At 69.1% G+C, this 18476-nt stretch carries 15 protein-coding genes; 13 read left to right on the top strand and 2 right to left on the bottom strand.

All coding sequences use genetic code 11. From position 1 onward, the window contains the following. Positions 1-1618: DEAD/DEAH box helicase (locus D6860_RS16335; protein ID WP_164845650.1), on the bottom strand; the 1618-nt coding region annotated here is incomplete at its 3' end. A 362-nt stretch (positions 1619-1980) separates the two neighbouring features. On the opposite strand from D6860_RS16335, the gene D6860_RS16330 reads away from it, so the two are divergent. From D6860_RS16330 to recN, 12 genes are all read left to right on the top strand, one after another. Beyond that, positions 1981-3147, top strand: a complete 1167-nt coding sequence (locus tag D6860_RS16330) for a peptidoglycan glycosyltransferase FtsW (RefSeq protein WP_076625490.1) — start codon at positions 1981-1983, stop codon at positions 3145-3147. A gap of 178 nt (positions 3148-3325) precedes the next feature. After that, positions 3326-4465, top strand: a complete 1140-nt coding sequence (locus D6860_RS16325) for a UDP-N-acetylglucosamine--N-acetylmuramyl-(pentapeptide) pyrophosphoryl-undecaprenol N-acetylglucosamine transferase (RefSeq protein WP_017468648.1) — start codon at positions 3326-3328, stop codon at positions 4463-4465. Positions 4466-4494: 29 nt separating this feature from the next. Next, positions 4495-5892: a UDP-N-acetylmuramate--L-alanine ligase gene (gene murC, locus D6860_RS16320; RefSeq protein ID WP_076625489.1), complete on the top strand. Its 1398-nt coding sequence runs from the start codon at positions 4495-4497 to the stop codon at positions 5890-5892. A 290-nt stretch (positions 5893-6182) separates the two neighbouring features. Continuing rightward, positions 6183-6437 (top strand): DUF2484 family protein, encoded by a 255-nt coding sequence (locus tag D6860_RS16315; protein WP_017468293.1) that lies wholly within the window; start codon positions 6183-6185, stop codon positions 6435-6437. A gap of 55 nt (positions 6438-6492) precedes the next feature. After that, positions 6493-7422 (top strand): UDP-N-acetylmuramate dehydrogenase, encoded by a 930-nt coding sequence (gene murB / locus D6860_RS16310; protein WP_017468294.1) that lies wholly within the window; start codon positions 6493-6495, stop codon positions 7420-7422. Between the two features lie 152 nt (positions 7423-7574). Then, a complete protein-coding gene (locus D6860_RS16305; protein WP_179949478.1) occupies positions 7575-8489 on the top strand; it encodes a D-alanine--D-alanine ligase in 915 nt (304 codons plus the stop codon). After that, entirely contained in the window at positions 8477-9373 is an 897-nt protein-coding gene (locus tag D6860_RS16300; protein ID WP_076625186.1) for a cell division protein FtsQ/DivIB, read from the top strand. Before D6860_RS16305 ends, D6860_RS16300 begins: the two co-directional genes overlap by 13 nt. Beyond that, the gene (ftsA, locus tag D6860_RS16295) at positions 9370-10701 is read left to right on the top strand and encodes a cell division protein FtsA (RefSeq protein ID WP_076625185.1); all 1332 of its coding nucleotides are present in this window, start codon (positions 9370-9372) and stop codon (positions 10699-10701) included. The genes D6860_RS16300 and ftsA overlap by 4 nt, the downstream gene beginning before the upstream one ends. A gap of 430 nt (positions 10702-11131) precedes the next feature. Then, the gene (gene ftsZ / locus D6860_RS16290) at positions 11132-12811 is read left to right on the top strand and encodes a cell division protein FtsZ (RefSeq protein ID WP_076625184.1); all 1680 of its coding nucleotides are present in this window, start codon (positions 11132-11134) and stop codon (positions 12809-12811) included. Positions 12812-13045: 234 nt separating this feature from the next. Further along, on the top strand, positions 13046-13975 hold the full coding sequence (lpxC, locus tag D6860_RS16285; protein ID WP_076625488.1) for a UDP-3-O-acyl-N-acetylglucosamine deacetylase: 930 nt from the start codon (positions 13046-13048) through the stop codon (positions 13973-13975). Between the two features lie 113 nt (positions 13976-14088). Then, positions 14089-14943: an outer membrane protein assembly factor BamD gene (locus tag D6860_RS16280; protein WP_076625183.1), complete on the top strand. Its 855-nt coding sequence runs from the start codon at positions 14089-14091 to the stop codon at positions 14941-14943. A 33-nt stretch (positions 14944-14976) separates the two neighbouring features. Continuing rightward, positions 14977-16629, top strand: coding sequence for a DNA repair protein RecN (gene recN, locus D6860_RS16275; protein ID WP_076625182.1), 1653 nt, complete (start codon positions 14977-14979; stop codon positions 16627-16629). 91 nt (positions 16630-16720) lie between these two features. Here recN and D6860_RS16270 read toward each other — a convergent pair whose 3' ends face one another. Further along, a complete protein-coding gene (locus tag D6860_RS16270; RefSeq protein ID WP_017468802.1) occupies positions 16721-17488 on the bottom strand; it encodes an SDR family NAD(P)-dependent oxidoreductase in 768 nt (255 codons plus the stop codon). Between the two features lie 303 nt (positions 17489-17791). On the opposite strand from D6860_RS16270, the gene D6860_RS16265 reads away from it, so the two are divergent. Continuing rightward, positions 17792-18391, top strand: a complete 600-nt coding sequence (locus D6860_RS16265) for a 2-hydroxychromene-2-carboxylate isomerase (RefSeq protein WP_076625181.1) — start codon at positions 17792-17794, stop codon at positions 18389-18391. Positions 18392-18476 lie beyond the last annotated feature (85 nt).

The raw sequence follows: 18476 nt of genomic DNA, 5'->3' as shown, positions 1-18476 counted from the left end.
CGTCCCGGTCGTCGTCGCGTCGCGGGCGCGGTGGGCGGCCTAGGTCGGGCGCCCCCTCGAGACGGCGCGCGGTCACGCCCTTTTCCAGCTCGCCGCCCGCGCCGAGCGCGGCCTCGAAGGATTGCGCGGCCCCTTCGGAAATCTCCACGAAGGTTTCCGATGCCTGCACGCGGATCGCGCCGATCGCGTCCTTGTCGAGCCCGCCGGTGCGCAGCAGGAGCGGCAGCAGCCAGCGCGCCTCGGCGCGGTCGTCGCGGCCGACCGACAGCGCGAACCAGCTGCTCGGCCCGAAGGGCGCGCGTTCCTTGCGCTCGGGGCGGGCGTTCGGGTCCGAGAGTTCCTCGGGCGCCGAATGCCGCGACCGGAACAGCCGCAGGTAGGCGGCGGCCACGGTCTCGGGGCTGCGGTCGGCCAGCAGGCGGGCGGCGAACTCGGCCTCGGTGTCAGTGGGCGCCTCGTCCCACATCGGGTCGGCGAGCAGGCGCTCCTCGTCGCGGCGCAGGATCTCGTCGGCACCGGGGGCGGTGGTCCACTCGGCGTCGATGCGGGCGGTCTTCAGCAGGCGGTCGGCCTTCTTGGCGAGCTTCGGCGGAACGACCAGGGCCGACAGCCCCTTGCGACCGGCGCGGCCGGTGCGGCCGGAGCGGTGCAGCAGCGTCTCGGCGTTCGAGGGCAGCTCGGCATGCACCACGAGGTCGAGGTTCGGCAGGTCGATGCCGCGCGCCGCCACGTCGGTGGCGACGCAGACCCGCGCCCGGCCGTCGCGCATTGCCTGCAGCGCGTGGCTGCGCTCGGCCTGGCTGAGCTCGCCCGAGAGGCAGACCACGGCAAAGCCGCGGTTCGAGAAGCGCGCGGTCAGACGGTTCACCGCGGCCCGCGTGTTGGCGAAGACGATGGCGTTCTCCGCCTCGTGGTAGCGCAGTACGTTGATGATGGCATTCTCGGCGTCCTGCTGGGCCACCCGCAGCGCCTGGTAGGTGATGTCGGCGTGCTGGCCCTTGTCGGACAGCGTCGTCACCCGCACGGCGTCGCGCTGGTAGTGCTGCGCGAGCGTGGCGATCATCGGCGGCACGGTCGCCGAGAAAAGCAGGGTGCGCCGCTCCTCGGGGGCCTCGCCGAGCATGAACTCGAGATCCTCGCGGAAGCCGAGGTCGAGCATCTCGTCGGCCTCGTCGAGCACGATGGCGCGCAGGCCGGTCATGTCGAGCGAGCCGCGCAGGATGTGGTCGCGCAGCCGGCCCGGGGTACCCACGACGATATGCGCGCCACGCTCGAGCGCGCGCCGCTCGTCGCGCATGTCCATGCCGCCGACGCAGGAGGCGACGCGGGCGCCGGTCTTCGCGTAGAGCCAGCCAAGCTCGCGCGTCACCTGGAAAGCAAGCTCGCGGGTCGGGGCCACGATCAGCGCCAGCGGCGCGGCGGCGGGCCCGAGCGTTTCGGCGTCGCCCAGCAGGGTGGGTGCGATGGCGAGTCCGAAGCCCACGGTCTTGCCGGAGCCGGTCTGCGCGGAAACCAGAAGATCGGCATCCCGCAGGTCGGGATGGGTGACCGCCTCCTGAACGGGGGTCAACGTGTCGTAGTTGCGCTCGGCGAGCGCATCGGAAAGGGTCTGGATCATCTGGGAAACCGATCTGCGTAGGGCTCGCGGCGTGTCGCGCCGCATTCTGTCGTTCCGACAGGGGAGGAAGCGCTCTCCTACCGCAAACCGCCGCCTTTGTATACACGAGATTTGCAGGCCGGCGCGGGGGCTGTCGTGCAGGTCGCGCCGGCGCCTCGGGGGAAGACCGCGGCCGTGCGCTCCCGGGCCCTGGCCGCCGGGGGGCGGCAGGGCAGGGCAGGGCGCGCCGCGGCGGACGCGGGGTCAAGATGCCTTCCCAAAGACTCCCCGCTTTGCTACGCTTCGCGCCAAGACCCGGGACAACCCGGGCTGACAGGCAGAATTCGCCGGCCCCGATGCCGGCCATCACGAGCGGTGACCCCATGACGGAAATGGTTTACGGCACGGTTCCCGTGCGCGAGGGAGAACCCGTTCTCCCCAAGTGGTGGCGGACGGTCGACCGTTGGTCGCTGTCCTGCATCCTGGTGCTTTTCGGGATCGGCATCCTGCTCGGTCTCGCGGCATCGGTGCCGCTGGCCGAGCGCAACGGATTCGCGCATTTCCACTACGTGCAGCGGCAGGCGATCTTCGGCGGGCTCGCGCTTTCGGCGATGCTCTTCACCTCGATGCTGTCGCCGGTGATGGTCCGGCGGATCGCGGTGATCGGCTTCCTCGGGGCCTTCATCTCGCTCATGGGGCTGCCGTTTCTCGGCACCGACTTCGGCAAGGGCGCGGTGCGCTGGTATTCGCTGGGCTTCGCCAGCGTCCAGCCGTCGGAGTTCCTCAAGCCGCTCTTCGTGATCGTCGCGGCCTGGATGATGGCCGCCAGCCAGGAGATCGGTGGCCCACCGGGCAAGTTGTGGTCCTTCGGGATAGCCGTCACCATCGTCTTCGCGCTGGCTCTGCAGCCCGACTTCGGTCAGGCCAGCCTCGTGCTCTTCGGCTGGGGCGTGATGTGGTTCGTGGCAGGCGCGCCGATGACGCTGCTTGCCGGCATGGCCGGGCTCGTGGGGCTGGGCGGCATGTTCGCCTACAACAATTCCGAGCACTTCGCGCGGCGCATCGACGGCTTCCTCAACCCCGAGGTCGACCCGCGCACCCAGCTCGGCTACGCCACCAACGCCATTCAGGAAGGCGGCTTCTTCGGGGTGGGCGTGGGCGAAGGCACCGTCAAGTGGTCGTTGCCCGACGCGCACACCGACTTCATCATCGCCGTCGCCGCCGAGGAATACGGGCTGATCCTCGTGCTGCTGATCATCGTGCTCTACGCGGTCGTGACGGTGCGCTCGATGCTTCGGCTGATGCGTGAACGCGATCCGTTCATCCGGCTCGCGGGCACCGGCCTTGCCTCGATGTTCGGCGTGCAGGCGATGATCAACATGGGCGTCGCGGTGCGGCTGCTGCCGGCCAAGGGCATGACGCTGCCCTTCGTGAGCTACGGCGGTTCGTCCCTGATCGCGGGCGGCATCGCAGTCGGCATGCTGCTGGCCTTCACCCGGTCGCGACCGCAGGGCGAGATCGGCGAAATCCTGCGCGGCCGGATGCGCTAGGCTGGGTTTTCCGCCCGGCCTGTGGTCTGAGGCGGCGTCGGGGCTTCCGGCGGCGGCGATGCTGCGATACCGGGGCCCGACCAGCGCGACCGGTCCGGTCGCGGAACACGGCGACAGGGTGGTGCGCGGAGCAGGCAAGGCTCCGCCGGGCCCGAGCGAGAAGGGGAGAAACCGGGGTATGGCAGAGCAGGACCGTCGCCCCTTGCTGGTGATCGCCGCGGGCGGCACCGGGGGGCACATGTTTCCGGCGCAGGCACTGGCCGAGCTGATGCTGCGCAGAGGCTGGCGGGTGAAGCTCTCCACCGATGCGCGCGGGGCGCGCTACACCGGCGGCTTTCCGCATTCCACAGAGATCGAGCAGGTGAGCTCGGCCACCTTCGCGCGCGGCGGCATGGCCGCGAAGCTGCGCGTGCCGTTCCGCATCGCGGGCGGCGTGCTGTCGACCATGCGCCGGTTCCGGCGCGACCGGCCCGACGTCGTGGTGGGCTTCGGCGGCTACCCCTCGATCCCGGCGCTGGCGGCAGCACACCTGATGAAGCTGCCGCGCATGATCCACGAGCAGAACGGCGTGCCGGGGCGCGTGAACGAGATCTTCGCGAAGAAGGTGCATCTGGTGGCCTGCGGCACGTGGCCGACGACGCTGCCCGACGATGTCGAGACCGTGCACACCGGCAACCCGGTGCGCATGGCGGTCAAGGAGCGCGCGGGCGCGGGCTACATCGTGCCCGGCGACTACCCGATGTCGATCCTGGTGATCGGCGGCAGCCAGGGCGCGCGGATCCTGTCGGACGTCGTTCCCCCGGCGATCGAATCCCTGCCGATGGATATCCTGCGCAACCTCCGCATCAGCCACCAGGCCCGCGACGAGGACGGGGAGCGGGTTGCGAAGTTCTACCACGATCACGCCATCGACGCCGACGTGCAGCCCTTCTTCAACGACATTCCCGCCCGCATGTCCGAGGCGCAGCTGGTGATCTCGCGCTCGGGCGCCTCGTCGGTCGCCGACATCTCGGTGATCGGGCGGCCGTCGATCCTCATTCCCTACGCGGTGGCGGCGGGCGACCACCAGACGGTGAACGCGCAGGCGCTGGTCGACGCGGGCGCCGCGATCCGCATTCCCGAGCGCAAGCTCACGGTCGAGAGCATGGCCGAGGCGATCACCGCCATCTTCGGCAACCCCGACGGCGCGCTCCAGATGTCGCAGGCGGCACTGTCGGTCGCGAAGCCCGACGCGGCCGAGCACCTTGCCGTGCTGGTCGAGCGGCTTGGGGAAATGGGGCCGGGCAAACCGGTCGGACAGAAGGGCAGGCAGGCATGAAAGACGAACAACGCACCGAGGGAGGCACGATGAACGCCGCAACGAAACTGCCCGGCGACGTCGGGCCCATCCACTTCGTCGGCATCGGCGGCATCGGCATGTCGGGCATCGCCGAGGTGCTGCTGAACCACGGCTACCGGGTGCAGGGCTCGGACCTCAAGCGGTCGAAGATCACCGAGCGGCTGGAAAGCCTCGGGGCGCATATCTTCGAAGGCCAGAGCGCCGACAACCTCGAGACCGCCGAGGTCGTGGTGATCTCGTCGGCGATCAAGCCGGGCAACCCCGAGCTCGACGAGGCGCGGCTGCGCGGCCTGCCGGTGGTGCGCCGTGCCGAGATGCTGGCCGAGCTCATGCGTATGAAATCCAACGTCGCCGTGGCGGGCACCCATGGCAAGACGACCACGACTACCATGGTCGCGACACTGCTCGATGCCGGCAACTACGACCCCACGGTCATCAACGGCGGCATCATCCACGCATACGGCTCGAACGCCCGTGTCGGCCTTGGCGAATGGATGGTGGTCGAGGCCGACGAGAGCGACGGCACCTTCAACCGCCTGCCGGCGACCATCGCCATCGTCACCAACATCGACCCCGAGCACATGGAGCACTGGGGCTCGATCGAGAACCTGCGCGACGGCTTCTACCAGTTCGTGTCGAACATCCCGTTCTACGGGCTCGCCGTGTGCTGCACGGATCATTCCGAGGTGCAGGCGCTGGTGGGCCGCGTGAGCGATCGCCGCGTGACCACCTACGGTTTCAACGCGCAGGCCGACGTGCGGGCGGTGAACCTGCGCTACGAGAAGGGCATCGCCTGCTTCGACATCCTGCTGCAGGGCGAGGACGCGGTGATCGAGGACTGCACCCTGCCGATGCCGGGCGACCACAACGTGTCGAACGCGCTGGCGGCGGTGGCCGTGGCGCGCCATCTCGGGATGCGCCGCGACGAGATCCGCAAGGCGCTGGCGGCCTTCGGCGGCGTCAACCGGCGCTTCACCCGGGTGGGCGAGGTCGACGGCGTGGCGATCATCGACGACTACGGCCACCACCCGGTGGAAATCGCCGCTGTGCTCAAGGCGGCACGGCAGGCGACCGAGGGCCGCGTCATCGCGGTGCACCAGCCGCACCGCTACTCGCGCCTGCATTCGCTCTTCGACGATTTCTGCGCCTGCTTCAACGAGGCCGACGTTGTCGCCATCGCCGAGGTCTACGCGGCGGGCGAGGAGCCCATCGAGGGCGCCACCCGCGACGATCTCGTCGCCGGGCTGATCCGCCACGGGCACCGCCATGCCCGCGCGATCCTCAACGAGGACGACCTCGAGCGGCTGGTGCGCGAACAGGCGCGGCCGGGCGACATGGTGGTCTGCCTTGGCGCAGGTACGATCTCGAGCTGGGCCAACAACCTGCCCGCACGCCTGAAGGGCTGAGCTGGGATCCCAAGAATTTTCGTACGAAAATTCTTGGGCGCCCCGCACCAATTGCCACCGCCGGAAAACACGGATTGGCTTCTGTGGGCTGCGCGCCGAGTGACCCGCGCTTTGGCCTTGAGGGCTGCGCGGCGGGCGCAAGAATTTTCGTACGAAAATTCTTGCGTGACCCCGACCGGACTGACAGCGCGGCCACGGTCCCGTGGATCCGCGCGGCGCAGGGCTTGCGCGGCGTGATGCCGCCGGGCAGGCTGCGACAGCGCCGGACCGAGGGCGTTCGAGGAACCGACATGACAGTATCGCTGTTTCTGGCCTGTCTCTGGGTCATCGTCGCGAATGTTCTCGCGATGCTGCCCTCGCGGGACAACCACTGGACCCGTGCCTACGTCCTGATGGGGCTCGGCCTGCCGCTTCTCGGCTTCGTCGCCTGGGAAAACGGCCCCTGGGTGGCGCTTGCGATGCTCGTCGCGGGCATGAGCCTCCTGCGCTGGCCGCTGCGCTACCTGCTCCGCTGGCTGCGCGGCAAGTCACGCAGGCAGGGGTGAGCCGCGCGACGCCGGGGGCTTTACCGTCGCCCGGAGAGAGGGCACAAGGTTCGCCATGACCGACACGCTTCCCGATGTGCGGGGCCGGCTGACGCCGGATCGCCCGCTTTCCGACCTCACCTGGCTGCGCGTTGGCGGGCCGGCGGATCTCTTCTTTCAGCCTGCGGATCTCGAGGATCTCCAGGATTTCATGCGGGCGCTGCCTGCCGATGTTCCCGTCTTCCCGATGGGTGTGGGCTCCAACCTCATCGTGCGTGACGGCGGTATCCGCGCCGCGGTGATCCGGCTGGGGCGCGGCTTCAACGGCATCGAGATCGATGGCACGCGTGTCGTGGCAGGCGCGGCGGCGCTCGATGCGCATGTCGCGAAGCGCGCGGCGGCGGCCGGCGTCGACCTGACCTTCCTGCGCACGATCCCCGGCAGCATCGGCGGCGCGGTGCGGATGAACGCGGGATGCTACGGCACCTACGTGGCCGACCATCTCGTCGAGGTCCGCGCGGTCACCCGTGATGGCCGTGTCGAGACGCTGTCGAAGGACGACCTGCAGCTCGCCTATCGCCAGAGCACGCTGCCCGAGGGCTGGGTGCTGACCGAGGCAGTGTTCGAGGCGCCCGAGGGCGACCCCGACGCGCTGGCCGAGCGGATGGCGACTCAGCTCGCGAAACGCGACGAGAGCCAGCCCACCAAGGAGCGCACCGCAGGCTCGACCTTCCGCAACCCGGCGGGATTCAGCTCGACCGGGCGCGCCGATGACACCCACGATCTGAAGGCGTGGAAGGTCATCGACGAGGCCGGGATGCGCGGCGCAACCCTGGGTGGAGCGCAGATGAGCCCGAAACATTCCAATTTCCTGGTGAACGCCGGCGGCGCAACGGCGGCCGATCTGGAAGGATTGGGCGAGGAAGTTCGAAAAAAGGTTTTCCAACACAGCGGAATAGAGCTACATTGGGAAATACGGCGCGTCGGGGATCCGGCAGCCGGCTAAGGTCGCCCAGAGCGGCCTTCGGTGCAGGGCGAAAACGTCCGCGCTTCCCGATTCGGCCCCATGGGATCCGGCTCGGGCACTCACGATAAGGGGGATCACCCCCAAAGGCAGACAAGGGGGCGCAAAGCCCCGATTTCGAGGCGGTTTTCGGGATGTCGAGCAGGGCAACCCCGAAAGTGGCGGTATTGTTGGGTGGCCCTTCCGCGGAGCGGGAGGTGTCTCTCAGTTCCGGGCAGGAATGTGCCGCCGCTTTGAGGGCAGAAGGTTTCAATGTCACCGAGGTCGATGCCGGCCCCGATCTCGCGCAGCGTCTGACCGCGCTCGCGCCGGATGTCGTGTTCAACGCTCTTCACGGGCGCTGGGGCGAGGACGGCTGCGTTCAGGGTCTGCTCGAGTGGCTGGGCCTGCCCTACACCCACTCCGGGGTGCTGGCCTCGGCGCTGGCGATGGACAAGGAACGCTCCAAGCAGGTCTACCGCGCCGCCGGGTTGCCGGTGGTCGAAAGTGTGCTCGCCACGAAGGCCGAGATCATGGCCGCGCACGTGATGGCGCCGCCCTACGTCGTGAAACCCTACAACGAAGGGTCCTCGGTCGGGGTCTACATCGTGCACGAGGGCTCGAACGCGCCGCCGGTGCTGTCGGACGACATGCCCGAGACGCTGATGGTCGAGACCTTCGCGCCGGGGCGCGAGCTGACGACCACGGTGATGGAGGGGCGGGCGCTCACGGTGACCGACATCATCACCGAGGGCTGGTACGACTACGACGCCAAGTATACCGAGGGCGGCTCGCGTCACGAACTGCCGGCACAGGTGCCGCAGGAGATCTTCGACGCCTGCCTCGACTACGCGCTTCGGGCGCATGAGGCGCTTGGGTGCCGCGGCGTGTCGCGGACCGATTTCCGCTGGGACGAGAGCCGGGGGCTCGACGGGCTGATCCTGCTCGAGACCAACACCCAGCCGGGCATGACGCCCACCTCGCTGGTGCCCGAGCAGGCGCAGACGCTGGGGATTTCCTTCGGGGCGCTGTGCCGCTGGATGGTGGAGGACGCTTCGTGCAATCGCTGACAGACGACGAGACCCCGCAGATCAATCGCCCCGATCCCGCGCCCTCGCGCCTGAAGTACCGCATCGAGCGCCTGATGCTCACCCCGCTGTTCCGGCTGGCCCTGCGCGTCGGGCTTCCGGCGCTCGTCGCCTTCGGCGCGACAAGCTGGTATTTCTCCTACGAAGACAACCGCACGGCCGTGGTCGATGGCATCGCCGAGATCCGGCGCAAGATCGAGACCCGGCCCGAGTTCATGGTCAACAGCATGGCCATCAACGGCGCCAGCGGCGGCATCACGGAAGACATCCGCGAGATCCTGCCGCTGGAGTTCCCGATCAGTTCCTTCGACCTCGAGCTCGACCAGATGCGCGAGATCATCAACGGGCTCGACGCGGTCCGCACCGCCGAGCTGCGCATCCGGCAGGGCGGGGTGCTGCAGATCGACGTGACCGAACGGGTGCCGGTGGCGCTCTGGCGGCGCGGTGGCAGCCTCGAGCTGCTCGACCGCAAGGGCGTGCACGTCGGGCCGGTTGCGGCCCGCGCGGACCGGCCGGACCTGCCGGTGATCGCCGGTGACGGCGCCGACGCCCATGTGCCCGAGGCGGTGGCCCTCATCCGGGCGGCCGCTCCGCTGGCCTCGCGCCTGCGCGGGCTCGAGCGGATGGGTGAACGGCGCTGGGACGTGGTCCTCGACCGCAACCAGCGGATCATGCTGCCCGAGAAGGGCGCGGTTCACGCGCTCGAGCGCGCCATCGCCCTGGACCAGGCGGTGGACATGCTCGGGCGCGACATCGCCGCGGTGGACCTGCGTCTGCCCCGGCGCCCGACGATGCGGCTGAACGCCGGCGCCGTCGAGGAATACACGCGGATCAAGGCCATGGAGACCGGAGAATACCAAGAATGATCGAGCTCTATGAATCCCAGCGCGCGATGCGCAACATGCGCAAGGCCGCAATGCAACGCGGTGTCGTGGCCGTCCTCGACATCGGCAGTTCCAAGATTGCCTGCCTCGTCCTTCGTTTCGACGGCACCGAGCCAATCACGGACGACGGCATCGGCTCGCTCGCCGGGCAGTCCGGGTTCCGGGTGATCGGCGCCGCGACCACCCGGTCGCGCGGCATCAAGTTCGGCGAGATCGCCGCGATGACCGAGACCGAGCGCGCGATCCGCACCGCCGTCCAGGCAGCACAGAAAATGGCCAACATCCGCGTCGACCACGTGATCGTCAGCTTTTCCGGCGCCGAGCCGCGCAGCTACGGGCTGGCCGGCCAGGTCGAGGTCGAAAGCACCATGGTCAGCGAGCAGGACGTGGCCCGCGTGCTGTCGGCCTGCGACGTGCCCGACTTCGGCTCGAACCGCGAGGTGCTGCACGCGCAGCCGGTCAACTTCGCGCTCGATCACCGCTCGGGCCTGAGCGATCCGCGCGGCCAGATCGGCCAGGAGCTTGCCACCGACATGCACATGCTGACGGTAAACGCGCAGGCGATCCAGAACATCGCGCACTGCATGAAGCGCTGCGACCTCGAGCTGGCGGGCCTTGCCTCGTCGGCCTATGCCAGCGGCATCTCGGCGCTGGTCGAGGACGAGCAGGAGCTGGGCGCGGCCTGCATCGACATGGGCGGCGGCACCACCGGCGTGTCGATCTTCATGAAGAAGCACATGATCTACGCCGATGCGGTCCAGATGGGCGGCAACCACGTGACCGGCGACATCTCGATGGGGCTGCAGATCCCGATGGCGATGGCCGAGCGGATCAAGACCTTCTACGGCGGAGTCGTCGCCACCGGCATGGACGACCGCGAGATGATCGAGATTTCCGGCGACACCGGCGACTGGCACCACGACCGGCGGCAGGTGAGCCGCGCCGAGCTCATCGGCATCATGCGCCCCCGCGTCGAGGAGATCCTCGAGGAGGTGCGCGGCTGTCTCGACGCGGCGGGCTTCGAGCACATGCCTTCGCAGCAGATCGTGCTGACCGGCGCCGCGAGCCAGATTCCCGGCCTAGACGGGCTGGCGAGCCGCATCCTCGGCAGCCAGGTCCGGTTGGGCCGCCCGATGCGGGTGCACGGCCTGCCGCAAGCGGCAACGGGTCCGGGCTTTGCGAGTGCCGTCGGCACCTGCCTGTTCGCCGCCCATCCGCAGGACGAATGGTGGGATTTCGAGATTCCCGTCGACAAGTATCCGTCCCGGTCGTTCAAGCGCGCGGTGAAGTGGTTCCGCGACAACTGGTAAACGGCTGCGCGCCGCGCCCGAACGGGCGTGGCTTTTTCGCCGCAAGCGACCGGCAGGGCGTGGAAAATTTCCGCCGATCGCATTTTTTCCGGGTGACGGAGCAGGTCGCCTCTGGTATCAGGAAGTCGGACTCGCGCGTCAGACGCGGGCCGGGGATGTCGGGCAGACTTCCCAGCATGAGAAACCTGAACACGCCCTTCGCGATGGCCTTACGGGCTTGTCGCTCTGGGTGGTTTTGCGTCGTCTCCTGCGCAGACCGCAAAATCTGGTGGGTCTCGGCGAAATCCCGCGCGTAGACACGGAAATCGGGCCAGATTTCGTGGTGGTTTGGCGTTTTCTACGTGACCCGACTCTAGGATTTCGGTAAGAATTGTCCCTAAAGGCGCAGGACAGGCGTGTAACAAGTCATAACAGACAGGCGGACAAGCACATGACACTCAACCTCTCGATGCCCGGCCAGGACGAAGAGCTGAAGCCGCGTATAACGGTCTTCGGCGTGGGTGGGGCTGGCGGCAACGCCGTCAACAACATGATCGTCCAGCAGCTCGAGGGCGTGGACTTCGTCACCGCGAACACCGACGCACAGGCGCTTCAGCAGAGCATGGCCGTCAGCAAGGTCCAGCTCGGCGTGAAGGTCACCGAGGGTCTCGGCGCCGGCGCGCGTGCCTCGGTCGGCGCAGCCGCTGCCGAAGAGAGCATCGAGCAGATCGTCGATCACCTCGCGGGCGCGCACATGTGCTTCATCACCGCCGGCATGGGCGGCGGCACCGGCACCGGCGCGGCCCCGATCATCGCGCAGGCCGCGCGTGAGCTCGGCGTGCTGACCGTCGGCGTCGTGACCAAGCCGTTCCAGTTCGAGGGCGCCAAGCGGATGCGCCAGGCCGAGGACGGCGTCGAGGCGCTGCAGAAGGTCGTCGACACGCTCATCATCATTCCGAACCAGAACCTGTTCCGGCTCGCCAACGAGAAGACCACCTTCACCGAGGCGTTCTCGCTTGCCGACAACGTGCTCTACCAGGGCGTGAAGGGCATTTCGGACCTGATGGTCCGTCCGGGCCTCATCAACCTCGACTTCGCCGACGTTCGCTCGGTGATGGACGAGATGGGCAAGGCGATGATGGGCACCGGCGAGGCCGAGGGCGAAGAGCGCGCGATCCAGGCCGCCGAGAAGGCCATAGCGAACCCGCTGCTCGACGAGATCTCGCTCAAGGGTGCGAAGGGCGTGCTGATCAACATCACCGGCGGTCACGACCTTACCCTGTTCGAACTCGACGAAGCGGCGAACCGCATCCGCGAGGAAGTCGACGCCGACGCCAACATCATCGTGGGCTCGACGCTCGACGACACGATGGAAGGCTTCATGCGCGTGTCGGTCGTTGCCACCGGCATCGACGCCTCGGCCGTGCACCAGGACATTCCCGTCCCGCGCCGCAAGCTCTCCGAGCCGCTGAAGCCGGGCGCTGTCGAGGACGAGGCCCCCGTCGCGGCCGAGCCCGCGCCGCAGCCGCGCCAGCAGCCCGCAGCCCAGGTGGCCGAGCCCGAGTACGAAGAGGACGAGCCGTCGATCTTCGAGACCATGCCCGCCCAGCGTGGGGGGGCCGAAGAGCGCATGGAGCCGACCTTCGAGGAGCAGCAGCCCGCGGCCGCGCAATCCGCCGACGATCTGCCGCCGCCGGCCTACCGTCCGCAGGTCGCGCAGTTCCAGCCGCAGCCCGATGCGCTCGAAGCCGAGCCCGACACCTTCGTCGCGCCCAAGGCGCCGCAGCCGGGCACGCTGTCGCCGGACGCGATGGCCCGCCTTCAGGCCGCCGGTGCCGGTCGTGGCCGCCAGCAGCCGCAGCCGCAGCCGCAACCCGCGCGCCAGCAGCCGCAGCAGCCCGCCGCGCAGGCCCGTGGCATGGCCGAGGGCGAGCGTCCGCGCTTCGGGATCAACTCGCTGATCAACCGCATGACCGGCCACGGCCAGGAAGCACCGGCCCAGCAGCAGCCCCAGCGCCGCCAGCAGCCGCCGATGCAGGCCCACCAGCCGGCCCCCGTCGCGGACGAGCAGGAAGAGCAGGATCAGGATCGGATCGAGATCCCGGCCTTCCTCCGCCGCCAGGCCAACTGACAAATTCCGCTTTCGAGCGTCAGAACGCCCCCTCATCGAGGGGGCGTTTTTCGTTTCAGGATCAACGTGTTGTCAGGCCTTCCAGCGGGGTGGGCGGTGATCTGCGCATTCGGCTTCGGTGATGTTTCAAGCGGTTACAATCTTTGATTTGAGATGACGGGGGCGTCTGAGTATCTCCACCCTCGAAGGAGCCTCCCACGACACGAGGGGCACCGAAGACCCGAGGTGATAGACGTGCAGACGACTCTCAGATCCGCAGTAAGCTTTCAGGGCGTTGGCCTGCATTCCGGCAAGCCGGCGCGCATGACCGTGCGCCCGGCAGGCGCCGAGCACGGCATCTGGTTCAAGCGCACCGACATCCTGCTGGGCGACGCGCTCGTCCCGGCCCGCTGGGACGCGGTCGAGGTCACGCCGCTCTGCACCCGCATCGTCAACGGCGCCGGCGTCACCGTCTCGACCATCGAGCACATCATGGCGGCGCTCGCCGGCTGCGGCGTGCACAACGCGCTTGTCGAGATCGACGGCCCCGAGGTTCCGATCCTCGACGGCTCCGCCGCGCCCTTCGTGCGGGGCATCCTGTCCCGCGGGGTCCGCGCGCTGCACGCGTCGGTCGTCGCGATCGAGGTGCTGCTGCCGGTCTCCGTCCATACCGCCAAGGGCTGGGCCAGCCTGTCGCCCGCGCGTCCGGGGCAGGGGCTCACGATGGATTTCCACATCGCTTTCGACGACGCCGCCATCGGCACGCAGGACAAGAGCCTGGACCTTGCCAACGGCAGCTTCGTCCGTGAGCTTTGCGACAGCCGCACCTTCTGCCGTCAGGCAGATGTCGAGATGATGCAGGCCAACGGCCTCGCGCTCGGCGGCACCTACGAGAACGCGGTCGTGGTCGACGGTGACGACGTGCTGTCGCCCGGCGGTCTGCGTCACGACGACGAGGCGGTGCGCCACAAGATGCTCGACGCGCTTGGTGACCTGTTCACCGCCGGTGCGCCGATCATCGGCCACTACGAGGGGCACAAGGCCGGTCACGCGATCACCAACATGCTCCTGCGCGAGCTCTTCGCGAACCCCGACGCCTACCGCGTCGTGCTCTGCGACGACGAGACGGCGGCGCGTCTGCCGGGTGTCGGCGTGGTCCGCGACGAGATCCCCGCCGTCGCCTGAGCGGAGGCCGGCCGCAAAACGCCGTTAAGGCGTTTTGCACCGCAATTTTCTGTGCTAGGACACGGCGCAGGGGCCGGCCAGCGGCCCGGTCCAAGGGATAGAGGTTGTCGGGCATGGCAGGCGGCAGAGCGCGGAAGATCCTGATCGGAACGGCTTTTTCGGCCATGGTTCTGGGCGGATGCACGCCGCAGGAACGTCCCGGATACGCCCGCGGAGACATTCCCCTCGAAACCTTCACCGCCGAGCAGATTTTCGAGCGCGGCGAGTTCGAACTCGACCAGAACGACGGCGAGCAGGCGGCCTACTACTTCTCCGAGGTCGAACGGCTTTACCCCTATTCCGAGTGGTCCAAGCGCGGCCTTATCATGCAGGCCTATGCCTACCACCTGGAAAAGGACTACGAGAACAGCCGCTCCGCTGCACAGCGCTACATCGACTTCTACCCGACCGACGAGGATGCCGCCTATGCGCAGTATCTCCTCGCGCTCAGCTACTACGACCAGATCGAGGACGTGGGCCGCGACCAGGGGCTGACCTTCCAGGCGTTGCAGGCGCTGCGCACGGTGATCGAGCGCTACCCCGACAGCGAATACGCGCGGTCGTCGATCCTGAAGTTCGACCTGGCCTTCGACCACCTCGCGGCGAAGGAGATGGAGATCGGGCGTTACTACCTGAAGCGTCAGAACTACGGCGCGGCGATCAGCCGGTTCCGCACCGTGGTCGAGGATTTCCAGACCACGACCCACACCCCCGAGGCGCTGCACCGGCTCGTCGAATCCTACCTCTCGCTCGGCCTGACGCAGGAAGCGCAGACCGCCGGCGCGATCCTCGGCTACAACTACCAGGGCACCGAGTGGTACCAGGATTCCTACAAGCTGCTCACCGGCCGTGGCCTCGAACTCGAGGCGGCGGGAGACAACTGGTTGTCGTCAATCTACCGCCAGATGGTCAAGGGCCAGTGGCTTTGAGGAGGGGTGGGCCCACCGCCCACCCTGCGGACCATGCTGCGAGCGCTTGAAATTCGTGACATGCTGATCATCGACCGGCTGGACCTCGCGTTCCAGCCCGGTCTCAACGTGCTTACCGGCGAGACCGGGGCCGGCAAGTCGATCCTGCTGGATTCGCTGGGCTTCGTGCTGGGCTGGCGCGGTCGTGCCGAGCTGGTGCGCAGCGGCGCCAAGCAGGGCGAGGTCACGGCGGTCTTCGAACTGGCTCCGGGTCACGCGGCGCGCGACGTTCTCGACGAGGCCGGTCTGCCGGTCTCTGACGAGTTGATCCTGCGCCGGGTGAACACCGCCGACGGTCGCAAGACCGGCTGGGTGAACGACCGGCGCGCCAGCGGCGAGGTGCTGCGGCGGCTCTCGGACGTGCTGGTCGAGCTGCACGGGCAGCACGACGACCGGGGCCTGCTGAACCCCTCGGGGCACCGCGCGATCCTCGACACCTACGCTGGCGTCGGCGCCGAGCTCGCTGCCACCCGGGCCGCCTGGACGGCACGTCGCGAGGCCCGCAAGCGGCTCGCCGCCGCCGAGGCGGCGCTGGCGGCGGTGCGCGAGGAAGAGGATTTTCTGCGCCACGCGGTCGACGAGCTGGAAAAGCTCGGCGCCGAGCCGGGCGAGGAGGCCGATCTCGACCTGAAGCGCCGCACGATGCAGGGCGCCGAGCGCATCCGCGAGGACATCGCCCGCGCCTCCGAGGCGCTGGGATACGACGGCGCCGAGGGCGCCATGGCCAACGCGCTGCGCTGGCTCGACGGAGCCGCCGACAAGGCCGAGGGCCGGCTCGAGCCCGCCATCGCCGCGCTGACCCGCGCCATGGCCGAGCTCGACGAGGCGGGCCGCGAGGTGGCCGATTGCCTCGACGCGCTCGAGTTCAACCCGCACGAGCTGGAAGAGACCGAGGAACGGCTCTTCGCCATCCGGGGTCTGGCGCGCAAGCACAACGTCGCCCCCGATGCGCTGCCCGAGCTGACCGAGACGCTGTCGGGCCGGCTGGCCGCGCTCGATCGCGGGGCCGAGGATATTGCCGATCTCACGCGTGAGGTGAAGGACGCCGACTCCGCCTATGACGGGGCCGCTTCGGCGCTGACCGAGGCGCGCGCGGCGGCGGCGGGGCGCCTCGACGCTGCGATGGCCGCCGAGCTTGCGCCGCTCAAGATGGAACGCGCGGTCTTCCGCACGGTGATCTCCGAGGGCGAGCCCGGCCCCGACGGACGCGACGCGGTGGCCTTTACCGTCGCCACCAACCCCGGCGCACCGGCGGGGCCGCTGAACAAGATCGCCTCTGGAGGCGAGCTGTCGCGCTTCCTGCTGGCGCTGAAGGTCTGCCTGTCCGAAGAGCGCAACCGCGGCGTCACGATGATCTTCGACGAGATCGACCGGGGCGTGGGCGGCGCCACCGCCGACGCCGTGGGGCGCCGGCTGAAGGCACTGGCGGACGGCGGGCAGGTGCTTGTCGTGACCCATTCGCCGCAGGTCGCGGCGCTCGGGGCGCATCACTGGCGGGTGCAGAAGCGGGTCGTCGAGGAGATGACCCTGTCGACCGTCACCGCGCTTGGCGCTGACGACCGCGAGGACGAACTCGCACGGATGCTCGCGGGGGACACGGTCACCCCCGAGGCCCGCGCCGCTGCCCGCGCGCTGCTCGCGGGGTAGGGCGGGCCGACCGGGGCTGCCATTCTTCAGACGTGTTCCCCGGACGATACCGACGCCCGCGCGCCATGAGGCCGCAGGCGCCCGTCCGGTCCTATTTCGGTGCCATCCGCAGCGCGCCGTCGAGCCGGATCACCTCGCCGTTCAGCATCGTGTTGCCGATGATGTGCTGCACCATGGCCGCGTATTCCTCGGGGCGTCCCAACCGGGGCGGGAAGGGGACCGACGCACCGAGGCTGTCCTGCACCTCCTGCGGCAGGCCGGCCATCATCGGGGTGCCGAAGATGCCCGGCGCGATCGTGACCACGCGGATGCCGTGCCGCGCCAGCTCCCGTGCCGCCGGCAGCGTCAGCGCCGCGACGCCGCCCTTGGAGGCCGCGTAGGCCGCCTGTCCGATCTGGCCGTCGAAGGCGGCGATCGAGGCGGTGTTGACGATCACGCCGCGCGCGCCTTCGGGGTCGGGATCCTGCTTCGAGATCGCCTCGGCTGCCAGCCGCAGCATGTTGAAGGTGCCCACGAGGTTGATGTTGATCGCCCGCGCGAAGCTCTCGAGCCGGTGCGGCCCCTCGCGGCCAAGGATCTTCTCGCCCGGCGCGATGCCGGCGCAGTTGACCAGCCCGTCGAGCCTGCCGAACCTTTCGAGCGCGGCGGCGACGGCGGCCTGTCCGTCGGCTTCGTTCGTCACGTCGGTTTTCACGAAAAGCGCCGCCTCTCCGATCTCGGCGGCCTTGGCCGACCCCGCGTCCTCGTTCACGTCGAGCAGCACCGGGTAGCCGCCCGCTGCCGCCAGCATGTCGGCAACCGCCGCGCCAAGCCCCGAGCCGCCGCCGGTGACCAGAAAGACCCGATCCGTGATCTGCATGATGCCTCCTCCCTTGGTATCGGCGGCCAGCGTAGCGATGGGCGCGCGGGGGGCAAGGGGGCGGGACAGTCGGCGACCCCGCGTCACGACGTTTCACTTTCGCGGAAATTTCGAGCGGTTTGCCGCAGCACGCGCGCATTTCGGCCGCTTCCCGACGGCGACGGGGCCGCGCCCGCAGGCCCGTCGCGCCCGGGCCGTTGACATCGTGCCCACCGCGCGCCCGGATTGTCGTGAAAGTCGCGTCCGAACGGCCCGCGCGCACCGCGCGTCGCCGCCGGATGCCCTGACGACCGGGAGACCGACATGAGCGTGATCGACTACTACTTCGCCCCGATTTCCGGATACGCCTACCTTGGCCACCAGGCGCTCATGGACCTTGCCCGCGAGGCCGGGGCGCAGGTGAGCTTCCGGCCCGTGGACATGGGGCGCGTGCAGAAGGAGGCGGGCCTGCGCCGGCCGTTCGACGAGACCAGCACCTCCGAGGACCGTATCGCCGACCGTGCCGCCTGGGCGCAGCGGCGCGGCCTGCGGATCTCGCCGGTGCCGATGCATCACCCCGCCGACCCCCGGCTGTCCTGCCGGGTGATCCTTGCTGCCGGGCAGCTCGGGCTCGACCAGGGCGAGGTGACGGCGGCGATCCTGCGCGGGGTCTGGGCCGAGGGGCGTAACGTCGCCGATCCCGGCGATCTTTGCGAGGCGCTCAACCAGATCGACATGCCCGCGCTCGAGATCCTGCGTCGGGCCGAGACCGAGGCGATGCGCGACGCCGCCGACGATCTCAACCGCGACGCCATCGAGAAGCGCATCCTGCATTCACCGACCTACGTGGTCGGCGGTACCCGCATCGACGGGCAGGAACACATCGACCGCCTGCGCGACGTGCTCGGCCGCGCCGCCGCCTGAAGTCTTTCCCACCAACGCAGCTGCCCGTGCCCCGTGCGCGGGCAGCCCGTCGCCATGCATGCCCCGTTTCCCCCGAGACGGGGAT

The organism is Salipiger sp. D13, from assembly GCF_003703915.1.
GTDB lineage: Bacteria > Pseudomonadota > Alphaproteobacteria > Rhodobacterales > Rhodobacteraceae > Salipiger > Salipiger profundus.
This window is presented reverse-complemented; position numbering and strand designations above follow the sequence as displayed.

Coding starts and splice junctions, on each gene's coding strand:
- D6860_RS16330 (WP_076625490.1), top strand. CDS start 1,981: ATGACGGAAATGGTTTACGGCACGGTTCCCGTGCGCGAGGGAGAACCC.
- D6860_RS16325 (WP_017468648.1), top strand. CDS start 3,326: ATGGCAGAGCAGGACCGTCGCCCCTTGCTGGTGATCGCCGCGGGCGGC.
- murC (WP_076625489.1), top strand. CDS start 4,495: ATGAACGCCGCAACGAAACTGCCCGGCGACGTCGGGCCCATCCACTTC.
- D6860_RS16315 (WP_017468293.1), top strand. CDS start 6,183: ATGACAGTATCGCTGTTTCTGGCCTGTCTCTGGGTCATCGTCGCGAAT.
- murB (WP_017468294.1), top strand. CDS start 6,493: ATGACCGACACGCTTCCCGATGTGCGGGGCCGGCTGACGCCGGATCGC.
- D6860_RS16305 (WP_179949478.1), top strand. CDS start 7,575: ATGTCGAGCAGGGCAACCCCGAAAGTGGCGGTATTGTTGGGTGGCCCT.
- ftsA (WP_076625185.1), top strand. CDS start 9,370: ATGATCGAGCTCTATGAATCCCAGCGCGCGATGCGCAACATGCGCAAG.
- ftsZ (WP_076625184.1), top strand. CDS start 11,132: ATGACACTCAACCTCTCGATGCCCGGCCAGGACGAAGAGCTGAAGCCG.
- D6860_RS16280 (WP_076625183.1), top strand. CDS start 14,089: ATGGCAGGCGGCAGAGCGCGGAAGATCCTGATCGGAACGGCTTTTTCG.
- recN (WP_076625182.1), top strand. CDS start 14,977: ATGCTGCGAGCGCTTGAAATTCGTGACATGCTGATCATCGACCGGCTG.
- D6860_RS16270 (WP_017468802.1), bottom strand. CDS start 17,488: ATGCAGATCACGGATCGGGTCTTTCTGGTCACCGGCGGCGGCTCGGGG.
- D6860_RS16265 (WP_076625181.1), top strand. CDS start 17,792: ATGAGCGTGATCGACTACTACTTCGCCCCGATTTCCGGATACGCCTAC.